Below are 16,267 nucleotides of genomic sequence, written 5' to 3'. Positions count from 1 at the left end.
TGTATCCTACAAAATATTTGAAACTTATACCCTCAGCCAACAGTCCGTTTAACTGAGGGGGTATGTCTTAAAGGTGGTAGATATCAATCACTTGATTGATGTAGTCATTTTTCAAAACGACATACTTGCTCAAGATCTTTGGTTGATCACCTGAAAAATCGATCACATAACGTGACATACCGAAATAGCTGTAATTTGTCTTGTAACGGAAACTCAAGGTATTCCAGTTAAAGCGAACAGTGACTTTGTCTCCGTCACGCTCTACGACTTCAACGTTGGCAATATTGTGGCTTGTGCGTGTGTCTGGCATGGTTGCAGATGAGCGCTCGGTTTTAATACGGAACACACGATCTTCTAAACCTTGACGGTCTGGATAATAAATAAGTGAAATTTCAGATTGCGGATCTTCAGTTAATCTATCGTCGTCGTCCCAAGCTGGCATCCAGAAAGAAGCTTCGGGTGCATAGCATTCAATCCAATCTTCCCATTGTTCATCATCTAAAAAGCGAGCTTCACGATAGAGAAACTGAGCAATATTTTCTAAAGTTGCTTTGTCTTGAGCACTCATGCTGTTTCTCCCTGATCAGCAATTTCTTTCTCTGATGCAATCGCGTGTTTCATGGTGTGTAACCAATATTGATGTTGGGCAAGATAAAGACCTTCATCTTCAGTTTTGATACCACTTAGCATGGGTTTTAAACCGATTTCGTTCGCTGCATCGTCTGGTCCATAAATCCAGTGTTTTGAACCACGGCACATGTCATTCCACTCAAGGGCAATACCTGCGTAGCCTGCCTGACAAGCACGGAATTCTTCTAAATCGTCTGGTGTTGCCATGCCTGAGGCATTGAAGAAATCTTCATATTGACGGATACGACGTGCGCGAGCTTCAGGTGCTTCGCCTTTAGGTGCGATACAGTAAATGGTGACTTCAGTTCTATTAACCGAAAGTGGTCGAAGTACACGAATTTGCGAACCGAACTGATCCATCAAATAAACGTTTGGATAGAGACACAAGTTACGTGAACGCTCAATCATCCATTTCGACATCGCTTCACCGTATTTTTCGGTGTATTCGTCTGCTTTAGGGAAGTTAGGACGGTCTTCTGGGTTTGCCCATTGTGTCCACAGCAACATGTGGCCATTTTCAAAGCCATATGAGCCACCGCCTTGTTTACCCCAAGAACCTGCACTCATTGCACGGATGTTATCGGCAGCTTGTGTTTCTTTGCGGTGTTGAGTTGTTGCTGCGTAGTTCCAGTGAACAGCAGAAACATGATAACCATCGGCACCATTTTCAGCGGTGAGTTTCCAGTTACCTTCGTATGTATAGGTAGATGAACCACGTAAAACTTCTAAACCATGTTCAGACTGATCAACAATCATGTCGATGATTTTGGTGGTTTCACCCAAGAATTCTTCAAGTGAAGGAACATCGGGATTTAAGCTACCAAATAAGAAACCTTTGTAGCTCTCAAAACGAGCCACTTTTTTAAGGTCGTGTGAGCCTTCTTGGTTAAAGCAGTCCGAGTAACCAGCTTCGCTTGGATCTTTAACCTTGAGTAATTTACCTGAGTTGTTAAACGTCCAACCGTGGAAAGGGCAGGTATATGTTGCTTTGTTACCACGCTTGTGACGGCAAAGTTGTGCTCCGCGGTGTGAACACGCATTGATCATGGCATTGAGTTCGCCGTTACGGTTGCGGGCAATAATGACTGGCTGACGACCAATGTGAGTGGTGTAGTAGTCATTATTATTCGGAATTTGACTTTCGTGTGCTAAGTAAACCCAATTACCTTCGAAGATATATTTCATTTCGAGGTCAAATAGGGCTTCGTCAGTAAACACTGAGCGATGAAGTTTAAATTCACCTGTATCGATATTATCTACAAGTAATTCATCAATACGGTCAAGATGGCTAGTATTGATTACAGGAATACGTGGCATGTCCGTTCTCCGACTTTCCAAAAGTGTGGAAGTCACCAAGGCCTTAGCTACGATTTACAAGGTCTTGATATCCTAATATTGTCAATGAAGCGCATGAGTGCGCTGGGTGTTTAACCGTGAATTGATGAAGATGAATCGCTGGAAGATTGGCAAGAGGGCTTTTTCACAAAGCAATTCATCACTTCATCGGTTTGTTGCTTGTACATACCTTAAAAGAATGGTTAAACTGTGTCTAAGACTGAATTTGCATTTTTTTATATCTTAAAGGTATGGATGCCTTATGGAACTAAGACATTTACGATATTTTGTGGCTGTTGTTGAAGAGCAGAGCTTTACAAAAGCTGCGGAAAAACTATTTATTGCTCAACCACCTTTGAGTCGACAGATTCAAAATTTGGAAAGTGAGCTTGGAATTCAACTGTTTGAGCGTGGAAGCCGTCCTTTACAGACAACACCAGCTGGACATTTCTTTTATCAGCATGCCCTTAAACTTTTGTCGAATGCTGAAGAAATAAAAAGTATGACCAAGCGTATTGGACTGATTGAACGCAGTGTGACCATCGGTTTTGTTGGGTCTTTACTCTATGGTTTACTGCCGCGAATCATTTATTTATTTCGGCAGCAGCAGCCGCATCTGAATATTCAATTGATGGAGTTAAGTACGACTGAGCAACTACAGGCATTAAAAGAAGGACGTATTGATGTTGGGTTTGGACGTTTAAGAATTAGTGATCCTGCGGTAAGACGTATTCTGCTACGTAAAGAACGTTTGGTGGTTGCTGCACATACGAGTCATCCGATTGCGCAGCGTACCGAAGGGGTATATCTGGCCGATCTCATTGATGAAAAGATGTTTATGTATCCCACTTCACCGAAACCCAATTTTTCGACCCAGCTTTTGAATATTTTTGCCGAGCATAGTTTGGTTCCAAAAAATATGCATGAAATACGGGAAATTCAGCTGGCTTTGGGTTTGGTGGCTGCGGGTGAAGGTTTGTGTATTATTCCTGCCAGTGCCGATACTATTCGCTTTCCTCATTTAAATTACATTCCGATTTTAGATAACGGCGCAGTCAGTCCGATTTTCATTACTGCTCGTGCAATGGATCGAAGTGAAGACTTACAGCTTTTATTTGATTGTATTTATCAGGTTTATGATCTTGAAGGTATTCCATATAAACGCACCGTTTTCACGCTCGATCAAAATCCGATAGATGATTCAGACGGTATCGATTTTTAAATAAAGCAGGGCATAGCCTCAAAAGCTGAAGCTATGCGTTGATGTGTTTTAAAAAGCCCAAATCAGTTTTAGCCAGCTGGTATGGCCTTCGGGACGATATTCGACTTCGGTTTCTTTTAAAAATTTGGCTTCGATAGACCAGTTCTTATCGGCATATTGAATGCCTGGCCCAATTGCAAAAGCCTGTCCTTTAAACCCAATGTCACTTCCGTTTACTTTGTCATCTGTAGTTTGTTTAAAAGCATAGCCTTCAACTGCAACTTTGAGTTTGGGGTTAATGCGGTAACCTAAGCTATAGTCACCCGCAATGTATTGTCCAGACTGGTAGTCAGTCGCGTCGTTACGCGTATTCCAGCTATAAGACAGTTTAGTTGAAAGATCTAAGCCTGCCGCGTTGGCATAACTATAGGCAATAATCGGTCGAATGGTGTGATAGTTTTTCCCGAGATTGGCTTCAACTGGATGTGTCGTACTTGGAGTGTCGTATTCACCTGTCCCAAGTACCGTTTCGAGAGCTGCAATCCAGTGATGATTTCCTTGATGCCAGCCGAGCATACCACCCAAAATCAAGTCTCCGAGACCTTGGTTTGAGTCAGCCATTCCATTTACTTTGAGTCTTAGATCAACCAATGGCTGGGCTGCATAAAGCCCCAGTTGTCCATCCATAATTTTTTGATCGGTCATCCAGACCAACCGTGGAACCACGGCGTTGACATCAACATGGAACTGATCGGGACCATTTTGAAACTCTGATGCGTGATAATTTTGATAATAACTGAGTAGATAAACCCCAGCAGGTGGTAAGGCACCAGCCATCATACCTTCGGCACCTAAGGCAAAAGAGTCCGAGCCATTTTCTGTCGCAAATGCAGAAGGAAGGTAAAGGGCACTGATTACACCACATATGATTGCAGCAATTTTGTTATTCATAGAATGTCCTATTCTGTGTTGTTTGGTTTGTCACTAAAAAAACGTTATTCCTTAACGGTCTTTAAAAATTTGAGTCTGTTTAACCTGTAAATTTGGAATGCAGAATTCCTGTGAGCCTTGTATTTGCTTTCTAAATTACAAATACAAAGCTCATTTGAAAAAGCGGAGTGCTTAAAGGTTTATCTTTAAATATGTTTGAATAAAGCCGAACGCGATTGTCCAGCAGCGCCATCGGCTGCACTTAAGAACCGTTCAGTATGAATGTCCCGTTCGAATAAGCGACTTTGCATGAGTGTTGAAATTGCCGAGTCGATCATGATTGGTGGGCCGCACAAATATGCTTTGTGTCCACCACATCGATTTTCAAAGTAATCAGCAACAGCCTCGTGCACAAATCCGGTAAATCCAGTCCATTGGTCTTCTGCTTTTGGTGCATTGAGGGCAGGGATATAGCGGAAGTTTGGATAGTCTTTTACGAGCTGTTCAAACAAATCTCGGTTGTATAGCTCTGCCAAGTCTCGTGCTCCTTGGAAGAGGTAAATCGTGCGACTATCTCCAGATTCAAGTAAATCTAAAATCATCGATTGTGGGCTTGAAAGACCTGAACCACCTGCAATGAAGATGGCATTTTGATCATCTGACTTGCGTACGAAAAATTGACCATAAGGGCCTGAAATATCAAGCTGATCACCTGTGGCAAGCTGTTCATGTATATAAGTCGTCGCTGCGCCACCTTCAACTTTACGAATATGCAGTTCAACGATGCCGACTTCACTTGGTGAATTGGCAATTGAAAACGCTCGCGTTCCTTCAATGTCTGGAAATTGGACATTGATATATTGGCCAGCTTGGAACTCGATTGGACGATCTAATTGTAGTCGGATTCCTTTAATGGTCGGCGACAAGTCTTTTATTTCAATGACGGTCGCTTGATAGTCTTGAACCAAATGACCTAAGAAATCTGGGTCTTCATCGACATCGGCTTCAATGACCATGTCGGATTGTGGTTTGCAGCAGCAGGCAAGCACCTTATTTTCATCACGTTCAATATCCATGAGCGCAAATGACGAGGCTTCACCGACCTCATAAAAACCGTCGGTGACTTGAACCTTACATGTCCCGCAAGTGCCATGACCACAGGCAAAGGGTAACCAAACGCCTTGGCGTAGGGCGGCGTCTAAAATGGTTTGGTCTTCTTCTACTTCAATCGTTGTCCCGATCGGTTCAATGGTGACTTGATAACTCATGACACACCTCCGAATTAAACGTAGCTGTCGTTATAGCCATTTAATTCTGGCGTAACGAAACGAAGTAATGACTTATGACCAAAACCAAGCTCAGCCAAGCTTTGTGTACTCTCTGGACTGATTGTTTGACCATCTAAGGTGTATTGCACTTTTGACCAATCAATTTTGTCAAAATCTGGATGCTGGGCAAAACCACCTGTAATTTGTTGCTCAATCAACTGTCCCAAAGTTTGTTGAGGTGAGGCAAGCATGGCATGTGCCGAGCAAAAAAGTGTGTGATGATCCCAACCCACGTAAAGTAAGAATTGATCGCCATAATTTTTTTGCAGATCAAGTGGTTCAAATTGATAGTTGTTGTGTATCGCGCGAACAGTCATGTTCAATCTCCTTATTTCCGATCAGGCAGCTTGATCACTGCCTGAACAATTCCTTGTGCTTAAGCTGCGTTGCCTTTCCATTTTTTCCAGCGTTGTTGGTCTGGTGAGCCTTCAATATCCAGATTGTCGGCGCCGACATTCATGCGGTAATAATCACGGAGCATGGTTTCGAGGTCACCGCCACCACAGTTGCCTTGCAAAATTTGATTTACAGGGAGCCATGCTTGTATATATTTCTCAGGCTCACGCTCGAAAATGTCATGACAGCCATCTGAACAGGTGTGGTAGCGTTCGCCTTGGTAGATGCTATGGCGATAACTAAACTGAGTCGGATCATCGCCCATTTCGGTAAAGGTCATTGGAATCTGACAAACCTGACAAAGCTGTGGTAAACCTGCGCTATAGAAGCGTTTACCTTCGGCTTCCATTTTGCGAGCCAACTCCCATTTTGGACGGTAGTATTTATCGAAAGTGTCTGGATATTTAGCCGATAACCAATCCATTTCTTCGTCGGTTGGAATCCAAGTATGGAAACCAGCAACATGACCAAAGTTATAGAAAATCCACCATGCCTGATGTGAGACATGCTCTTTTTCTTTCACAATCACATCGCTATATTTCGGCATGCGAATGCCATAACGGCTCAAATCTTTAAATAGCGCACCGCCTGCCTGTTCAAAATAAACTTCCCAAGCTTCTTTCCACGACATCACTTTATTTGGCAGCATGTAATCCATCATCATGCCCACAATTGAAAGCAAACGCGTTCCACGCCAGAACCATTTATCAATCCATTCCTGCACAATCGGCACGTTGTCTTCATGTTGTTCGAGCAAGAATTTCACGATTTCAAGACCAAGCGTCATGTGGCGAGCTTCATCTGACTGTGCACTAAAACCAAAGGTTACAGTTGCCATATCGCCGTTATAAGCTGCACCCGACATAAACGGAACAAATAGCAAGTTGGTAAGTACATATTCAAAAGCAAAACTAATGGCTAATAAAAATTCGAAAGGGCCAGCAGAACGGGCATCTTCAAAAAATGATTTAGGCACAGACAAATACCAAACGCGGTCATGCATGTGCGCCCAGTCCTGAAAGCCATCAAAGAACTTGTTGTAATGGCTCATGGCATGAATTTGAGTCTGTACATGACGCAGTTCATCAATCGACTGCATCTGAGAAGCAATACGTGCTCCAATACCACTAAACTGGCGGCCTACATGTGCATAACCTTGATAAGCCTGATATTCAAGTGGAGTCACCGCTGTTAAAAAGAGTTTGATCGCATTTAAGTAGCGTTCATTGCTGACATTCATCTGACCATTGTTTTGAGCAAATGCATCGAAAATGGCATACAGTTTTTTCTCTTTTTCTGCCTGATATTTCCAGTAAGCATCCATAGTTAAACGGAATGGATCTTCCCATTTAGACCAGTCCGTAATTTTGATACCTTCAAACTCCTCATAAGGGAAGGCCTCTTTACGGTCAGCATAGGAAAAGTCCCAGTCTAGATCACGGGTTAATGCGCGGTAACGATCTTTCGCATTTAACTTTTTGCTGGTTTCTTTGGTTTGAGTTGTCATGATTGATCATCCTTAAATCTTTGTTAAACAACGTCTATGTTGTGATTAATTCCAGTGAAGGCGGAAAGTATCGTCATCTTCTTCGACGTTGCCGCCCAGCGTAATCATGTTGAGTTGTAACGATTGGATGTCCCAATCTTGGCCTAGTTTTTCAGATACGGTTTCGGCTTTAATGACCAAATCAGTTTCACTTTCAATTCGAATCATGGCTGGTAAATACTGAATTGAAGCTTCAGGGTTATCTTCTTCAATCGCTTCGAGGATATAGCGTGAAGTATCGTTGTCTTGTAATGCGAGATAGACTTTAGACATGTTGCTTCTCCTTAAGCATTTGTAAGTGGTTGTAGGCCGAGTTTTTTTGCACGTTCAATAACGGCTTGTTCTGCTTGATCAACTGCATCTGCTGTTAAGGCTGCTGTTGCCCACGGCGTAAAAGCTGCTTTTACTTGAGCTAAAGACTGGGTGAACCATTCATTTAATAGTTGTTTATTGTGATTGGATTCTGCTGCCGCAGTTTTAATGACAGTGTCTGACCACTTACGTAAATCACCTAAAGTGTCTTTCATAAACTCAGTCAGCATGGCTAAGTCGCGAGCATGTTGAGTGACTAACCACTGATCAAACTGTTGATAGACCAGCTCTGTCACAAAGCCATCAATCACAAGGTTCTGTAATAAGAAAAGTTTGAAATAGTCTTGCTCGGTGAGGCTTTCTTCACATAGACGGCGTAAGCCTTGCCATGCAGGATGCTGCATCCAAGCCTGTTTTGCCTGCTGTAGTGAGTCGCCGCTATTACCATCTAAAGCTAAGCCAATCCGTGAGATGTACTGCGCAATACCTAAATGATCCATCGCGGCATAGATACAAGCTTGGGTAAGCACGGTGCCATAACCATAGGCACTACCAGACATCATGTGTAAGTTTGCCGTTTGTTCAACGTGGCGAAATGGCAATAAGCATTCAATGATCTTAGCTTTGACTTCTTCAGATAAATGTTCTGCAAGCTGACGTTTTTCAAAAAAAGCAAAATTACTTTCGGCGGTGTCTTGTAAACGCGCACGGTGTTGAACATAAGTTCCATAATAGAATTGACGAGGGTCTTTAAATGCATACCAATCTTGCATTTGCAGGGCAGTATGGGTTTTGTCATTTAAGGTCTTTTCAGGTTTCCACAAAGGACGATAGTGAAAGTTAGTTTCTGCCTGTACATCAAAACTTACTTCTTGATATCGAGTTGCTGGCTTACTACCAAATCGTCTTTCGATATAGGCGTAGTTTTGGCGGATAGGTTCGACATTTGACGTTTTGATTTCTAAAGTCATGGCTTTATCTCCTTATATTTTTTACATCTGATCATCGTGATCGTTGCTATTACGTTGCATGCCGACTAAGGTTGCTTCAGTGCCATAGCGCCATTTTTCTTCCTGCGCATCGTTAAAAGCTTGCTGCTCTTGGGTCATTTCAACCACTTGATTGGTCTTACAAAAATCATTAAATGCATGTTTAGGCAAAACCAGTTCCACAAATAGACTTGGGTCGTGAATGGCAAAATCGAATTCGATAAACTCTGCGTTTAAGTCGCCAGTGACCCGAATATATTTGGTTAATGCTTCGACTTGAGGTTGCGTCATGCTGTACTCCATCAAGACATGGTCTTGAAATTGATGAATGCTCCTTGCTCTCGCTATAAGCTTTACAAAAGCTATGCCAACTTTATTTTTATAATTAAAAACAATTGCTTAGTATTTTTATTAAAAGTGCAGCATTTTAAAATTCACCATTTCATGAATTTTTTTGAATAGTGAAATAGAGATATTCATGATTTGATGAACAGGGTCGTAAAATTTCTTTTTAGCTTGTTTGAGGCTTTAAATGGGAGAGATTTAGAAATACTTTTTTAGTATGAAGTTATGTCTTTAAGGTACTAGGACATTTATCGTGTTCTTCGATAAGATGAGATAACACCCAAATGTGTTTAATGGATTAAAACAGATCACTCATGGCTCGAGTAAAATACGATACAACGGGACGCTACGCAGATCATCCGCAAGAAATACACGATTTGCTGTCTAAATTGCAGTTTGATACTGCCCACGGCCAAATCTGGTTTGATGAATATCGGATGCTGCTTTTACACACCAGCATTATGGGATATTTGCGTAAAGATTTAGCGCACATGATTGGACTTGAACGAACTAAGCGTTTTTTTATTCGATTGGGGTATCAAGCTGGGTTAAAAGATGCAGAAGTTACAATAAAAATGCGTCCCGATTTAAATGAACACGATGCTTTTATGGCAGGTCCACAAATGCACGCCATTCGTGGAATGGTGCAAGTACAGGCCAACCAGCTCAATTTAAGCCACGATAAAAAACAGTTTTATGCCGATTTAAATTGGCTTAACTCTTTTGAAGCTGATGTGCATTTAGAGCATTTTGGTCCAAGTGATGAACCTGCGTGCTGGATGCTTTTGGGTTATGCGTGCGGCTACAGTAGTTTTGCGACGGGCATGACCATTATCTATCAGGAAATAGAGTGCAAAGCTTGTGGTGATGAGCATTGCCGTATTATTGGTAAGCCTTTAGAAGAGTGGGAAAATGCAGATGAACTGATTCAGTTCATGTCACCCGAACCTATGGAAAAAGAACTGATTGCATTGCAGGCTGAACTGTTTGAATTAAAAAAATCAATTTATAGCGATAGTGAAGCCGATTACCAATTATTTAGTTCTGTGGGTAAGTCAGCATCTTATAAACAGGTCTGTGCATTATTAACAAAGGCGGCAGGTTCGAAAGTTTCTATTTTGCTACAAGGCGAAACAGGGGTTGGTAAAGAAGCTTTTGCACGAGGGGTTCATGCAAATAGCCAAAGAAAAGACCAACCTTTTGTTGCGGTAAATTGTGCAGCGATTCCCCCAGAATTAATTGAGTCTGAGTTATTTGGGGTAGAAAAAGGTGCCTATACGGGGGCACATCAATCTCGCTTGGGCAAGTTTGAACGAGCCAATGGCGGTACTATTTTTTTAGACGAAGTGATTGAGCTTTCACCTCGTGCACAAGCGGCACTATTACGCATTTTGCAAGAAGGAGAGTTTGAGCGAGTTGGAGATTCGCAGACACGTATTTTAGATGTCCGTGTAATTACAGCAACCAATGAAGATCTTGAGCAGGCTGTGAAAACAGGACGATTTCGGGCAGATTTGTATTATCGCTTAAATATTTTTCCAGTTCAGATTCCGCCTTTGCGGGAGCGCCGTGAAGACATTCCTTTACTGGTTGAACACTTTCTTCATCGTTTTGAAAAAATGTACGGTAAAACCATTCAGGGTGTAAGTGAAAAGACTAAAGTTTTTATGCAGCAATATGAATGGCCGGGAAATATTCGTGAGTTGGAAAACTTATTAGAAAGGGCGGTTTTACTAACGGACGATCAGCAACTGATTAAGTTAAATGCCATTTTTCCACAGATCAAGCATGACCCAGAGCAGGCTATAGCTGTTAAAACTGACTTTGAGCAATTATTACAGGCAGAGTTTAATTTAGAAGAACACGAAAAGCAGTTAATTTTAACGGCTTTAAAAAAGGCAAATCATAATGTGTCTGAAGCGGCACGTTTATTAGGGCTAACTCGGGCAGCACTGGATTATCGAATTAAAAAATTTCAGCTTTGAGTCAATATCAACACGCTCAAAAATAAAGGCCTAACTTTAAATGTTAGGCCTTATTCATTATTGCACTTGAGCAGGGAAACCATCTTCTTCAAGTGCTTCAGTAATTTTATCGATGCTTTCACTGCTTTCAACAGTTACGATTTTGGTCGCTAAGTCCACATCTACTTTTGCATTTGGGTCGATATCTTGAATAGTTGCAGTTACGCCACGAGCGCAGCCACCACAAGTCATATTTTCAATAAGTAGTTTCATGTTCATACTCCATCAAGAATGAGATGTTTGTTTGGATAACACTGAGTCTAAACCTTGTCATCATTGTAAGGTCAAGATCAAATTTTTAAAAAAATATGCTTGACCTTCCCATGATGGGAATCTGTATGCTCAATACAGAATATTAAATTTTGCAAATTTGCAGAGGTGTTTGATGGACTCAAAAAACACAAAATTGCCAGCATATAGTGAAACACTTCCAATTGAAGGCATGACCTGTGCCTCGTGTGTAGGTCGTGTCGAAAAAGCACTTAAGAAAGTTGAAAATGTAGAGATTGCCAACGTTAATTTGGCAACAGAAAAAGCCGTTGTTTATTCAAATCAACCGATTCAGCGCGAAGCACTGGTTAAAGCAGTTGAACGAGCGGGTTATGATGTTCCAAAAGCTGCGCCAGTGGAGTTGTCTATTGAGGGCATGACCTGTGCATCTTGTGTTGCACGTGTTGAAAAAGCCCTTAAAAAAGTAGATGGCGTTCAAGAAGCTACGGTCAACTTAGCAACAGAGCAGGCTTGGGTACAAGCAGATGCATCAGTCAATGTTGAAGACTTAATTCGCGCTGTTAAAAAAGCAGGTTACGACGCGAAAGCATCTGAAAAAAATCAAGATGAGCAACTCGACAAAAAAGCGTCAGAGTTAGATCAGCTTAAAAAAGATTTAATCATTTCGATTGTGTTGGCTTTACCTGTGTTTATTTTGGAAATGGGTTCACATCTCATTCCAGCTTTTCACATGTGGGTCATGCACACCATTGGGCAATACAATAGCTGGCTTTTACAGTTTGTTTTGACCACATTAGTACTCGTTTTTCCTGGTCGCCGTTTTTACCAAAAAGGTATTCCAGCCTTATTGCGTTTAGCGCCAGATATGAACTCGCTGGTTGCTGTTGGCACCTTAGCTGCCTATAGCTTTTCAGTTGTGGCAACCTTTATGCCACAGGTTTTACCCGAAGGCACGGTCAATGTTTACTTTGAAGCGGCTGCCGTTATTGTCAGTTTAATTTTGCTCGGACGATATTTTGAAGCAAAAGCTAAAGGACGAACCTCGCAAGCTATTCAACATTTAGTTGGAATGCAGCCAAAAACTGCTCGTATTCAGCGTGACGGTCAAGTGGTGGAAGTTGCTGTTGCTGACGTGGTCAGTGGAACTATTGTAGAAATTCGTCCGGGTGAACGTGTACCTGTCGATGGTGAAGTGATTGAAGGGCATAGCTACATTGATGAATCTATGATTACGGGTGAACCTGTTCCTGTTGAAAAAATAGTAGGACATCAGGTGGTCGGTGGTACAGTCAACCAGAACGGTACTCTAAACATTCGGGCAACCGCAGTGGGGAGCTCATCTGTACTTTCACAAATTATTCGCATGGTTGAACAAGCTCAAGGTTCTAAACTTCCGATTCAGGGTTTAGTTGATAAAGTCACCATGTGGTTTGTACCGGCTGTCATGCTAATTGCTGCAATTACTTTCTTGGTCTGGTTTATTTTTGGGCCAGAGCCTGCGCTGACTTTTGGTTTAGTGAATGCTGTTGCGGTACTGATTATTGCATGTCCATGTGCGATGGGACTTGCAACACCAACTTCTATTATGGTCGGTACTGGACGTGGTGCTGAGTTAGGTGTCTTGTTCCGTAAAGGTGAAGCTTTGCAGCTTTTACAAGAAGCACAGGTCGTTGCCGTTGATAAAACGGGCACACTTACCGAGGGTAAACCGACACTGACAGACTTTAATGTGCAATCAGGTTTCGAGCGTGAACAAGTACTAACTTTAGTTGCTTCGGTCGAAGCCAAGTCTGAACATCCAATTGCTCTTGCGATTGTTCAAGCAGCAGAGACTGAGGGTCTAACTTTATTACCTGTGACAGCATTTAACTCGATTACAGGTTCAGGTATTGAGGCTGAAGTATCAGGTCAAAAAGTACAAATTGGCGCAGACCGTTATATGCATCAACTTGGTTTAGACACCAACTCATTCCAAGCGATTGCTGCTCAATTAGGTGAAGAAGGTAAAACACCGCTATACGTTGCTATTGATCAGAAACTTGCTGCAATTATTGCCGTGGCAGATCCAATTAAAGAAACAACCTATGCTGCGATTGAGGCCTTGCATCAGCTTGGGTTAAAGGTTGCAATGATTACTGGAGACAACCGTCATACGGCGCAAGCGATTGCTAAAAAGCTGAATATTGATGAAGTTGTGGCAGAGGTTTTACCCGAAGGCAAAGTAGACACAGTTCGCCAGCTGCAAAAACAATATGGTCGTTTGGCCTTTGTAGGTGATGGCATTAACGATGCACCAGCCTTAGCGCAAGCAGATGTTGGCTTAGCCATTGGTACAGGAACAGATGTTGCTATTGAAGCTGCCGATGTTGTGTTGATGTCAGGTAGTTTAAAAGGCGTACCGAACGCAATTGCATTAAGTAAAGCAACCATGCGAAACATACGTCAAAACCTGTTTTGGGCATTTGTATATAACGTTGCACTTATTCCAATTGCAGCAGGTGCGCTTTATCCAGCATTTGGTGTGTTACTTTCACCGATGTTTGCAGCAGGCGCGATGGCACTTTCTTCGGTTTTTGTTTTAGGCAATGCATTACGCTTAAAACGTTTTCATGCGCCCGTACAGTAAGGGTGCTGAAAATCAACTTTTGGTTTAAGATCATGACAGCAGGTCTTAAACCAAATTTAATATTTGAGGTGTGAGATGAATATCGGTCAGGCATCCAAACATTCAGGCATTTCGGCGAAAATGATTCGCTACTATGAAGAAATCGGTCTACTTGAAGCAGCTCAGCGTTCTGCTTCTGGCTATCGCATTTATTCAGAAACAGACCTTAAAACTTTAAATTTCTTAAAGCATGCTCGTGAGTTAGGTTTTTCATCTGAACAGATGAAAGAGCTTATTTCGCTTTGGAAAAATACAGATCGTCATAGTGCAGAGGTGAAAGCCTTAACCGTAAAACACATTGCCGAATTAAAACAGAAAATTGCCCATCTCCAAGAAATGGTCAATATTTTGCAGGCTTCAGCCGATGATTGCTGCGGTAACCAGCAAGCTTCTTGTGCGATCTTAGATCACATTGAAAAAGGTGTAGGTGTAAGCTAAGTTTCATTAAAATAAAAAAAAGGAAAAATCATGGCTTATACAGCTTCTTGTCTTTGTAATGGGATTCAACTGCGTATTAATGCCGAATTAGAACCCATCATGGTTTGTCATTGCACGCAGTGCCAAAAAGCCCAAGGTGCTGCTTTCGCTGCCATTACTCAAGTACAAAAAAATGATTTAAATATTGTGCAGGGTGAAAATCTTTTACAGGCTTATTTTGCATCGCCTAATAAAAAGAGAGTGTTCTGTAAAACTTGCGGTTCACCGATCTGGAGTGAACGTTTAGATAAGTCTGAAGTGGTGCGTTTGAGGGTGGGACTCATTAATGAAGAAATATCGACATCTATCATTTCTCATGCTTTTGTGTCTTCAAAAGTGAAATGGTATCCAATTTGCGATAATGCTCGCCAATATCAAAATGGGGTAGAAAACCCTTAAATATTAAGGTTAGATCGTATTTTATTCATTTGTAAAAAAACGTGAACAAGACTAGCCATGGATAAATAATGTGCTATAACTGTATCTAAGGTAATCGTAATATCTCCTCGATCCACAGGGAAACTTGGGACAGGGCAAAAGATACGATAGGACCTTACATATAGCTAGCAAAGAGCATGTAAGAGATGGATAGACACAAATCTTAGATTGCTCACCGTTGCAGAAAAGCCCGTGAAACGGGCTTTTTTAATGCCTGTAAAAAGCTATTTAGTGGATGATCAGACTATAAATAAAGTTTTTTTATGACGTCTTTTTTTACCATTCGTTCTTAAGCAAATAAAAAGATGTAGAAATAATAAAATTTTTTAAACATACAGACTATTCTGTATTGCAATTTAATTTATTTATAGGTACATTTACTTAACGGTTTAAAGTTCAAGTTTAATAATGGACTCATGGTCGTTGTGGGAGATCTAAGAGCCTGCATTCTTCCCCAAGATGCGGGTTTTTTTTATGCCTATAGAAAAGTGACGATTAACTCGACTTAAATAAAAAACATATAATTTTCTGTTATTTATTAGATTTTAATAAGCCTACGATCTAAAGATTGCGTAGGCTTTACATGTTTAAAAATTTAGGCGCGATAGGCCAAACACGCTTGAGCACAAGCCAAACATGCTTTAGCACAGATCTGACAGTGCTCATGTTCATGTTTACTGCATTCTGCTGCACAGAGTTGACAGGCGTTGGCGCACAATTGCATGGCTTGTTCAGCAAGTTCAGAATTTCTTAACTCTAAAGATGTACACAGTTGGCAGGTTTCTACACATGTCATGCAATGCTTAATACACTCTCGCATCATATGGACATGTTCCTCTTGCAAACATGCAGCTGCACAAGTTTTACAGGCGATCATACATTCAATACAGGCTTGAACTGAGGTAGAGGTGTCACAAAATAAAGCTGAGTTTGTTTCTTGTTGAATTTCCATAAGAGTTCTCCTATCGAAGACTATTATTAAAAAATGGAATATCGTTATATTTTCTATTTTAGAAGATGATTTTTAAGGCATGGCTGTTTGAGATGAAAGGGCTACAAATCGTTAATACATAATTAACCTCGTAGTAGAATGTTACATCCAACTTTTAGCTTAAATGCTCTTATTTTTTGAAATTGATAGGAGATTTAAATTTAAGGATTGTGTTAAATTTAATTGCATATAATACTTTTGGTTAATTTCTTATTGTGTGAATATTAGGCAAATTAGGAATGTGAACTTTGAAGGACACGAAATGGAAAACGTTAATCAATACGCTCACGGAGCTGAGCATGAAGTCCACATCCATTGCAAACGATCATTAAGCACATTAATACTGAGCATGTTTGTATTAATTACAACTGGTCGTTAAAAGAAAAAGCACCCGAGGGTGCTTTTTCTATATGTGTACTATAAATAGAT

At 41.2% G+C, this 16,267-nt stretch carries 15 protein-coding genes and 2 pseudogenes; 6 read left to right on the top strand and 11 right to left on the bottom strand.

Annotation, left to right across the window (positions count from 1 at the left end):
• Nucleotides 1-48 precede the first annotated feature (48 nt).
• Both benB and benA read right to left on the bottom strand, forming a co-directional pair.
• A pseudogene (benB, locus tag AC1PJP_RS19035) lies at nt 49-568 on the bottom strand (benzoate 1,2-dioxygenase small subunit).
• Nucleotides 565-1,947 carry a benzoate 1,2-dioxygenase large subunit gene (gene benA, locus AC1PJP_RS19030; protein ID WP_004793610.1) on the bottom strand — a complete coding sequence of 461 codons (1,383 nt, stop codon included), beginning with the start codon at nt 1,945-1,947 and terminating at the stop codon, nt 565-567. Before benA ends, benB begins: the two are co-directional and overlap by 4 nt.
• A gap of 106 nt (nt 1,948-2,053) precedes the next feature.
• On the opposite strand from benA, the pseudogene AC1PJP_RS19025 reads away from it, so the two are divergent.
• Nucleotides 2,054-2,183: pseudogene (locus AC1PJP_RS19025) on the top strand (hypothetical protein).
• Nucleotides 2,184-2,227: 44 nt separating this feature from the next.
• Nucleotides 2,228-3,187, top strand: coding sequence for a LysR family transcriptional regulator (locus AC1PJP_RS19020; protein ID WP_004702719.1), 960 nt, complete (start codon nt 2,228-2,230; stop codon nt 3,185-3,187).
• Between the two features lie 48 nt (nt 3,188-3,235).
• On the opposite strand, the gene AC1PJP_RS19015 is transcribed toward AC1PJP_RS19020, so the two are convergent.
• From AC1PJP_RS19015 to AC1PJP_RS18985, 7 genes are all read right to left on the bottom strand, one after another.
• Nucleotides 3,236-4,117, bottom strand: a complete 882-nt coding sequence (locus AC1PJP_RS19015) for a SphA family protein (RefSeq protein ID WP_479768155.1) — start codon at nt 4,115-4,117, stop codon at nt 3,236-3,238.
• 185 nt (nt 4,118-4,302) lie between these two features.
• The gene (locus tag AC1PJP_RS19010) at nt 4,303-5,364 is read right to left on the bottom strand and encodes a 2Fe-2S iron-sulfur cluster-binding protein (protein WP_479768153.1); all 1,062 of its coding nucleotides are present in this window, start codon (nt 5,362-5,364) and stop codon (nt 4,303-4,305) included.
• 14 nt (nt 5,365-5,378) lie between these two features.
• Entirely contained in the window at nt 5,379-5,741 is a 363-nt protein-coding gene (locus AC1PJP_RS19005; protein ID WP_420200546.1) for a phenol hydroxylase subunit P4, read from the bottom strand.
• 59 nt (nt 5,742-5,800) lie between these two features.
• Complete coding sequence (locus AC1PJP_RS19000) at nt 5,801-7,327, bottom strand: aromatic/alkene/methane monooxygenase hydroxylase/oxygenase subunit alpha (protein ID WP_479768151.1); 1,527 nt, start codon at nt 7,325-7,327, stop codon at nt 5,801-5,803.
• A 45-nt stretch (nt 7,328-7,372) separates the two neighbouring features.
• On the bottom strand, nt 7,373-7,639 hold the full coding sequence (locus AC1PJP_RS18995; protein WP_000049450.1) for an MmoB/DmpM family protein: 267 nt from the start codon (nt 7,637-7,639) through the stop codon (nt 7,373-7,375).
• Between the two features lie 11 nt (nt 7,640-7,650).
• Nucleotides 7,651-8,649 (bottom strand): aromatic/alkene monooxygenase hydroxylase subunit beta, encoded by a 999-nt coding sequence (locus AC1PJP_RS18990; RefSeq protein WP_044100881.1) that lies wholly within the window; start codon nt 8,647-8,649, stop codon nt 7,651-7,653.
• A gap of 21 nt (nt 8,650-8,670) precedes the next feature.
• The gene (locus AC1PJP_RS18985) at nt 8,671-8,958 is read right to left on the bottom strand and encodes a phenol hydroxylase subunit (protein WP_068527940.1); all 288 of its coding nucleotides are present in this window, start codon (nt 8,956-8,958) and stop codon (nt 8,671-8,673) included.
• Between the two features lie 368 nt (nt 8,959-9,326).
• On the opposite strand from AC1PJP_RS18985, the gene mobR reads away from it, so the two are divergent.
• The gene (mobR, locus tag AC1PJP_RS18980; protein ID WP_479768150.1) at nt 9,327-10,997 is read left to right on the top strand and encodes a phenol degradation transcriptional regulator MobR; all 1,671 of its coding nucleotides are present in this window, start codon (nt 9,327-9,329) and stop codon (nt 10,995-10,997) included.
• A gap of 57 nt (nt 10,998-11,054) precedes the next feature.
• Here mobR and AC1PJP_RS18975 read toward each other — a convergent pair whose 3' ends face one another.
• Nucleotides 11,055-11,255 carry a heavy-metal-associated domain-containing protein gene (locus AC1PJP_RS18975; protein WP_081400315.1) on the bottom strand — a complete coding sequence of 67 codons (201 nt, stop codon included), beginning with the start codon at nt 11,253-11,255 and terminating at the stop codon, nt 11,055-11,057.
• Nucleotides 11,256-11,421: 166 nt separating this feature from the next.
• Between AC1PJP_RS18975 and AC1PJP_RS18970 the strand changes: the two genes are divergently transcribed.
• The 3 genes from AC1PJP_RS18970 to AC1PJP_RS18960 all read left to right on the top strand — a co-directional run bounded on the left by AC1PJP_RS18970 (nt 11,422) and on the right by AC1PJP_RS18960 (nt 14,808).
• Nucleotides 11,422-13,893, top strand: coding sequence for a heavy metal translocating P-type ATPase (locus tag AC1PJP_RS18970; RefSeq protein ID WP_479768149.1), 2,472 nt, complete (start codon nt 11,422-11,424; stop codon nt 13,891-13,893).
• A 75-nt stretch (nt 13,894-13,968) separates the two neighbouring features.
• On the top strand, nt 13,969-14,370 hold the full coding sequence (gene cueR / locus AC1PJP_RS18965; protein ID WP_005070253.1) for a Cu(I)-responsive transcriptional regulator: 402 nt from the start codon (nt 13,969-13,971) through the stop codon (nt 14,368-14,370).
• 30 nt (nt 14,371-14,400) lie between these two features.
• A complete protein-coding gene (locus AC1PJP_RS18960; protein WP_479768148.1) occupies nt 14,401-14,808 on the top strand; it encodes a GFA family protein in 408 nt (135 codons plus the stop codon).
• 634 nt (nt 14,809-15,442) lie between these two features.
• Here the strand turns inward: AC1PJP_RS18960 and AC1PJP_RS18955 are convergent.
• Nucleotides 15,443-15,799, bottom strand: a complete 357-nt coding sequence (locus AC1PJP_RS18955) for a four-helix bundle copper-binding protein (protein WP_005303648.1) — start codon at nt 15,797-15,799, stop codon at nt 15,443-15,445.
• Nucleotides 15,800-16,267 lie beyond the last annotated feature (468 nt).

This window comes from Acinetobacter sp. V116_7 (assembly GCF_056735735.1).
Note: the sequence above shows the minus strand (reverse complement) of the source record. Positions and strands in the feature narration are given on the sequence as shown.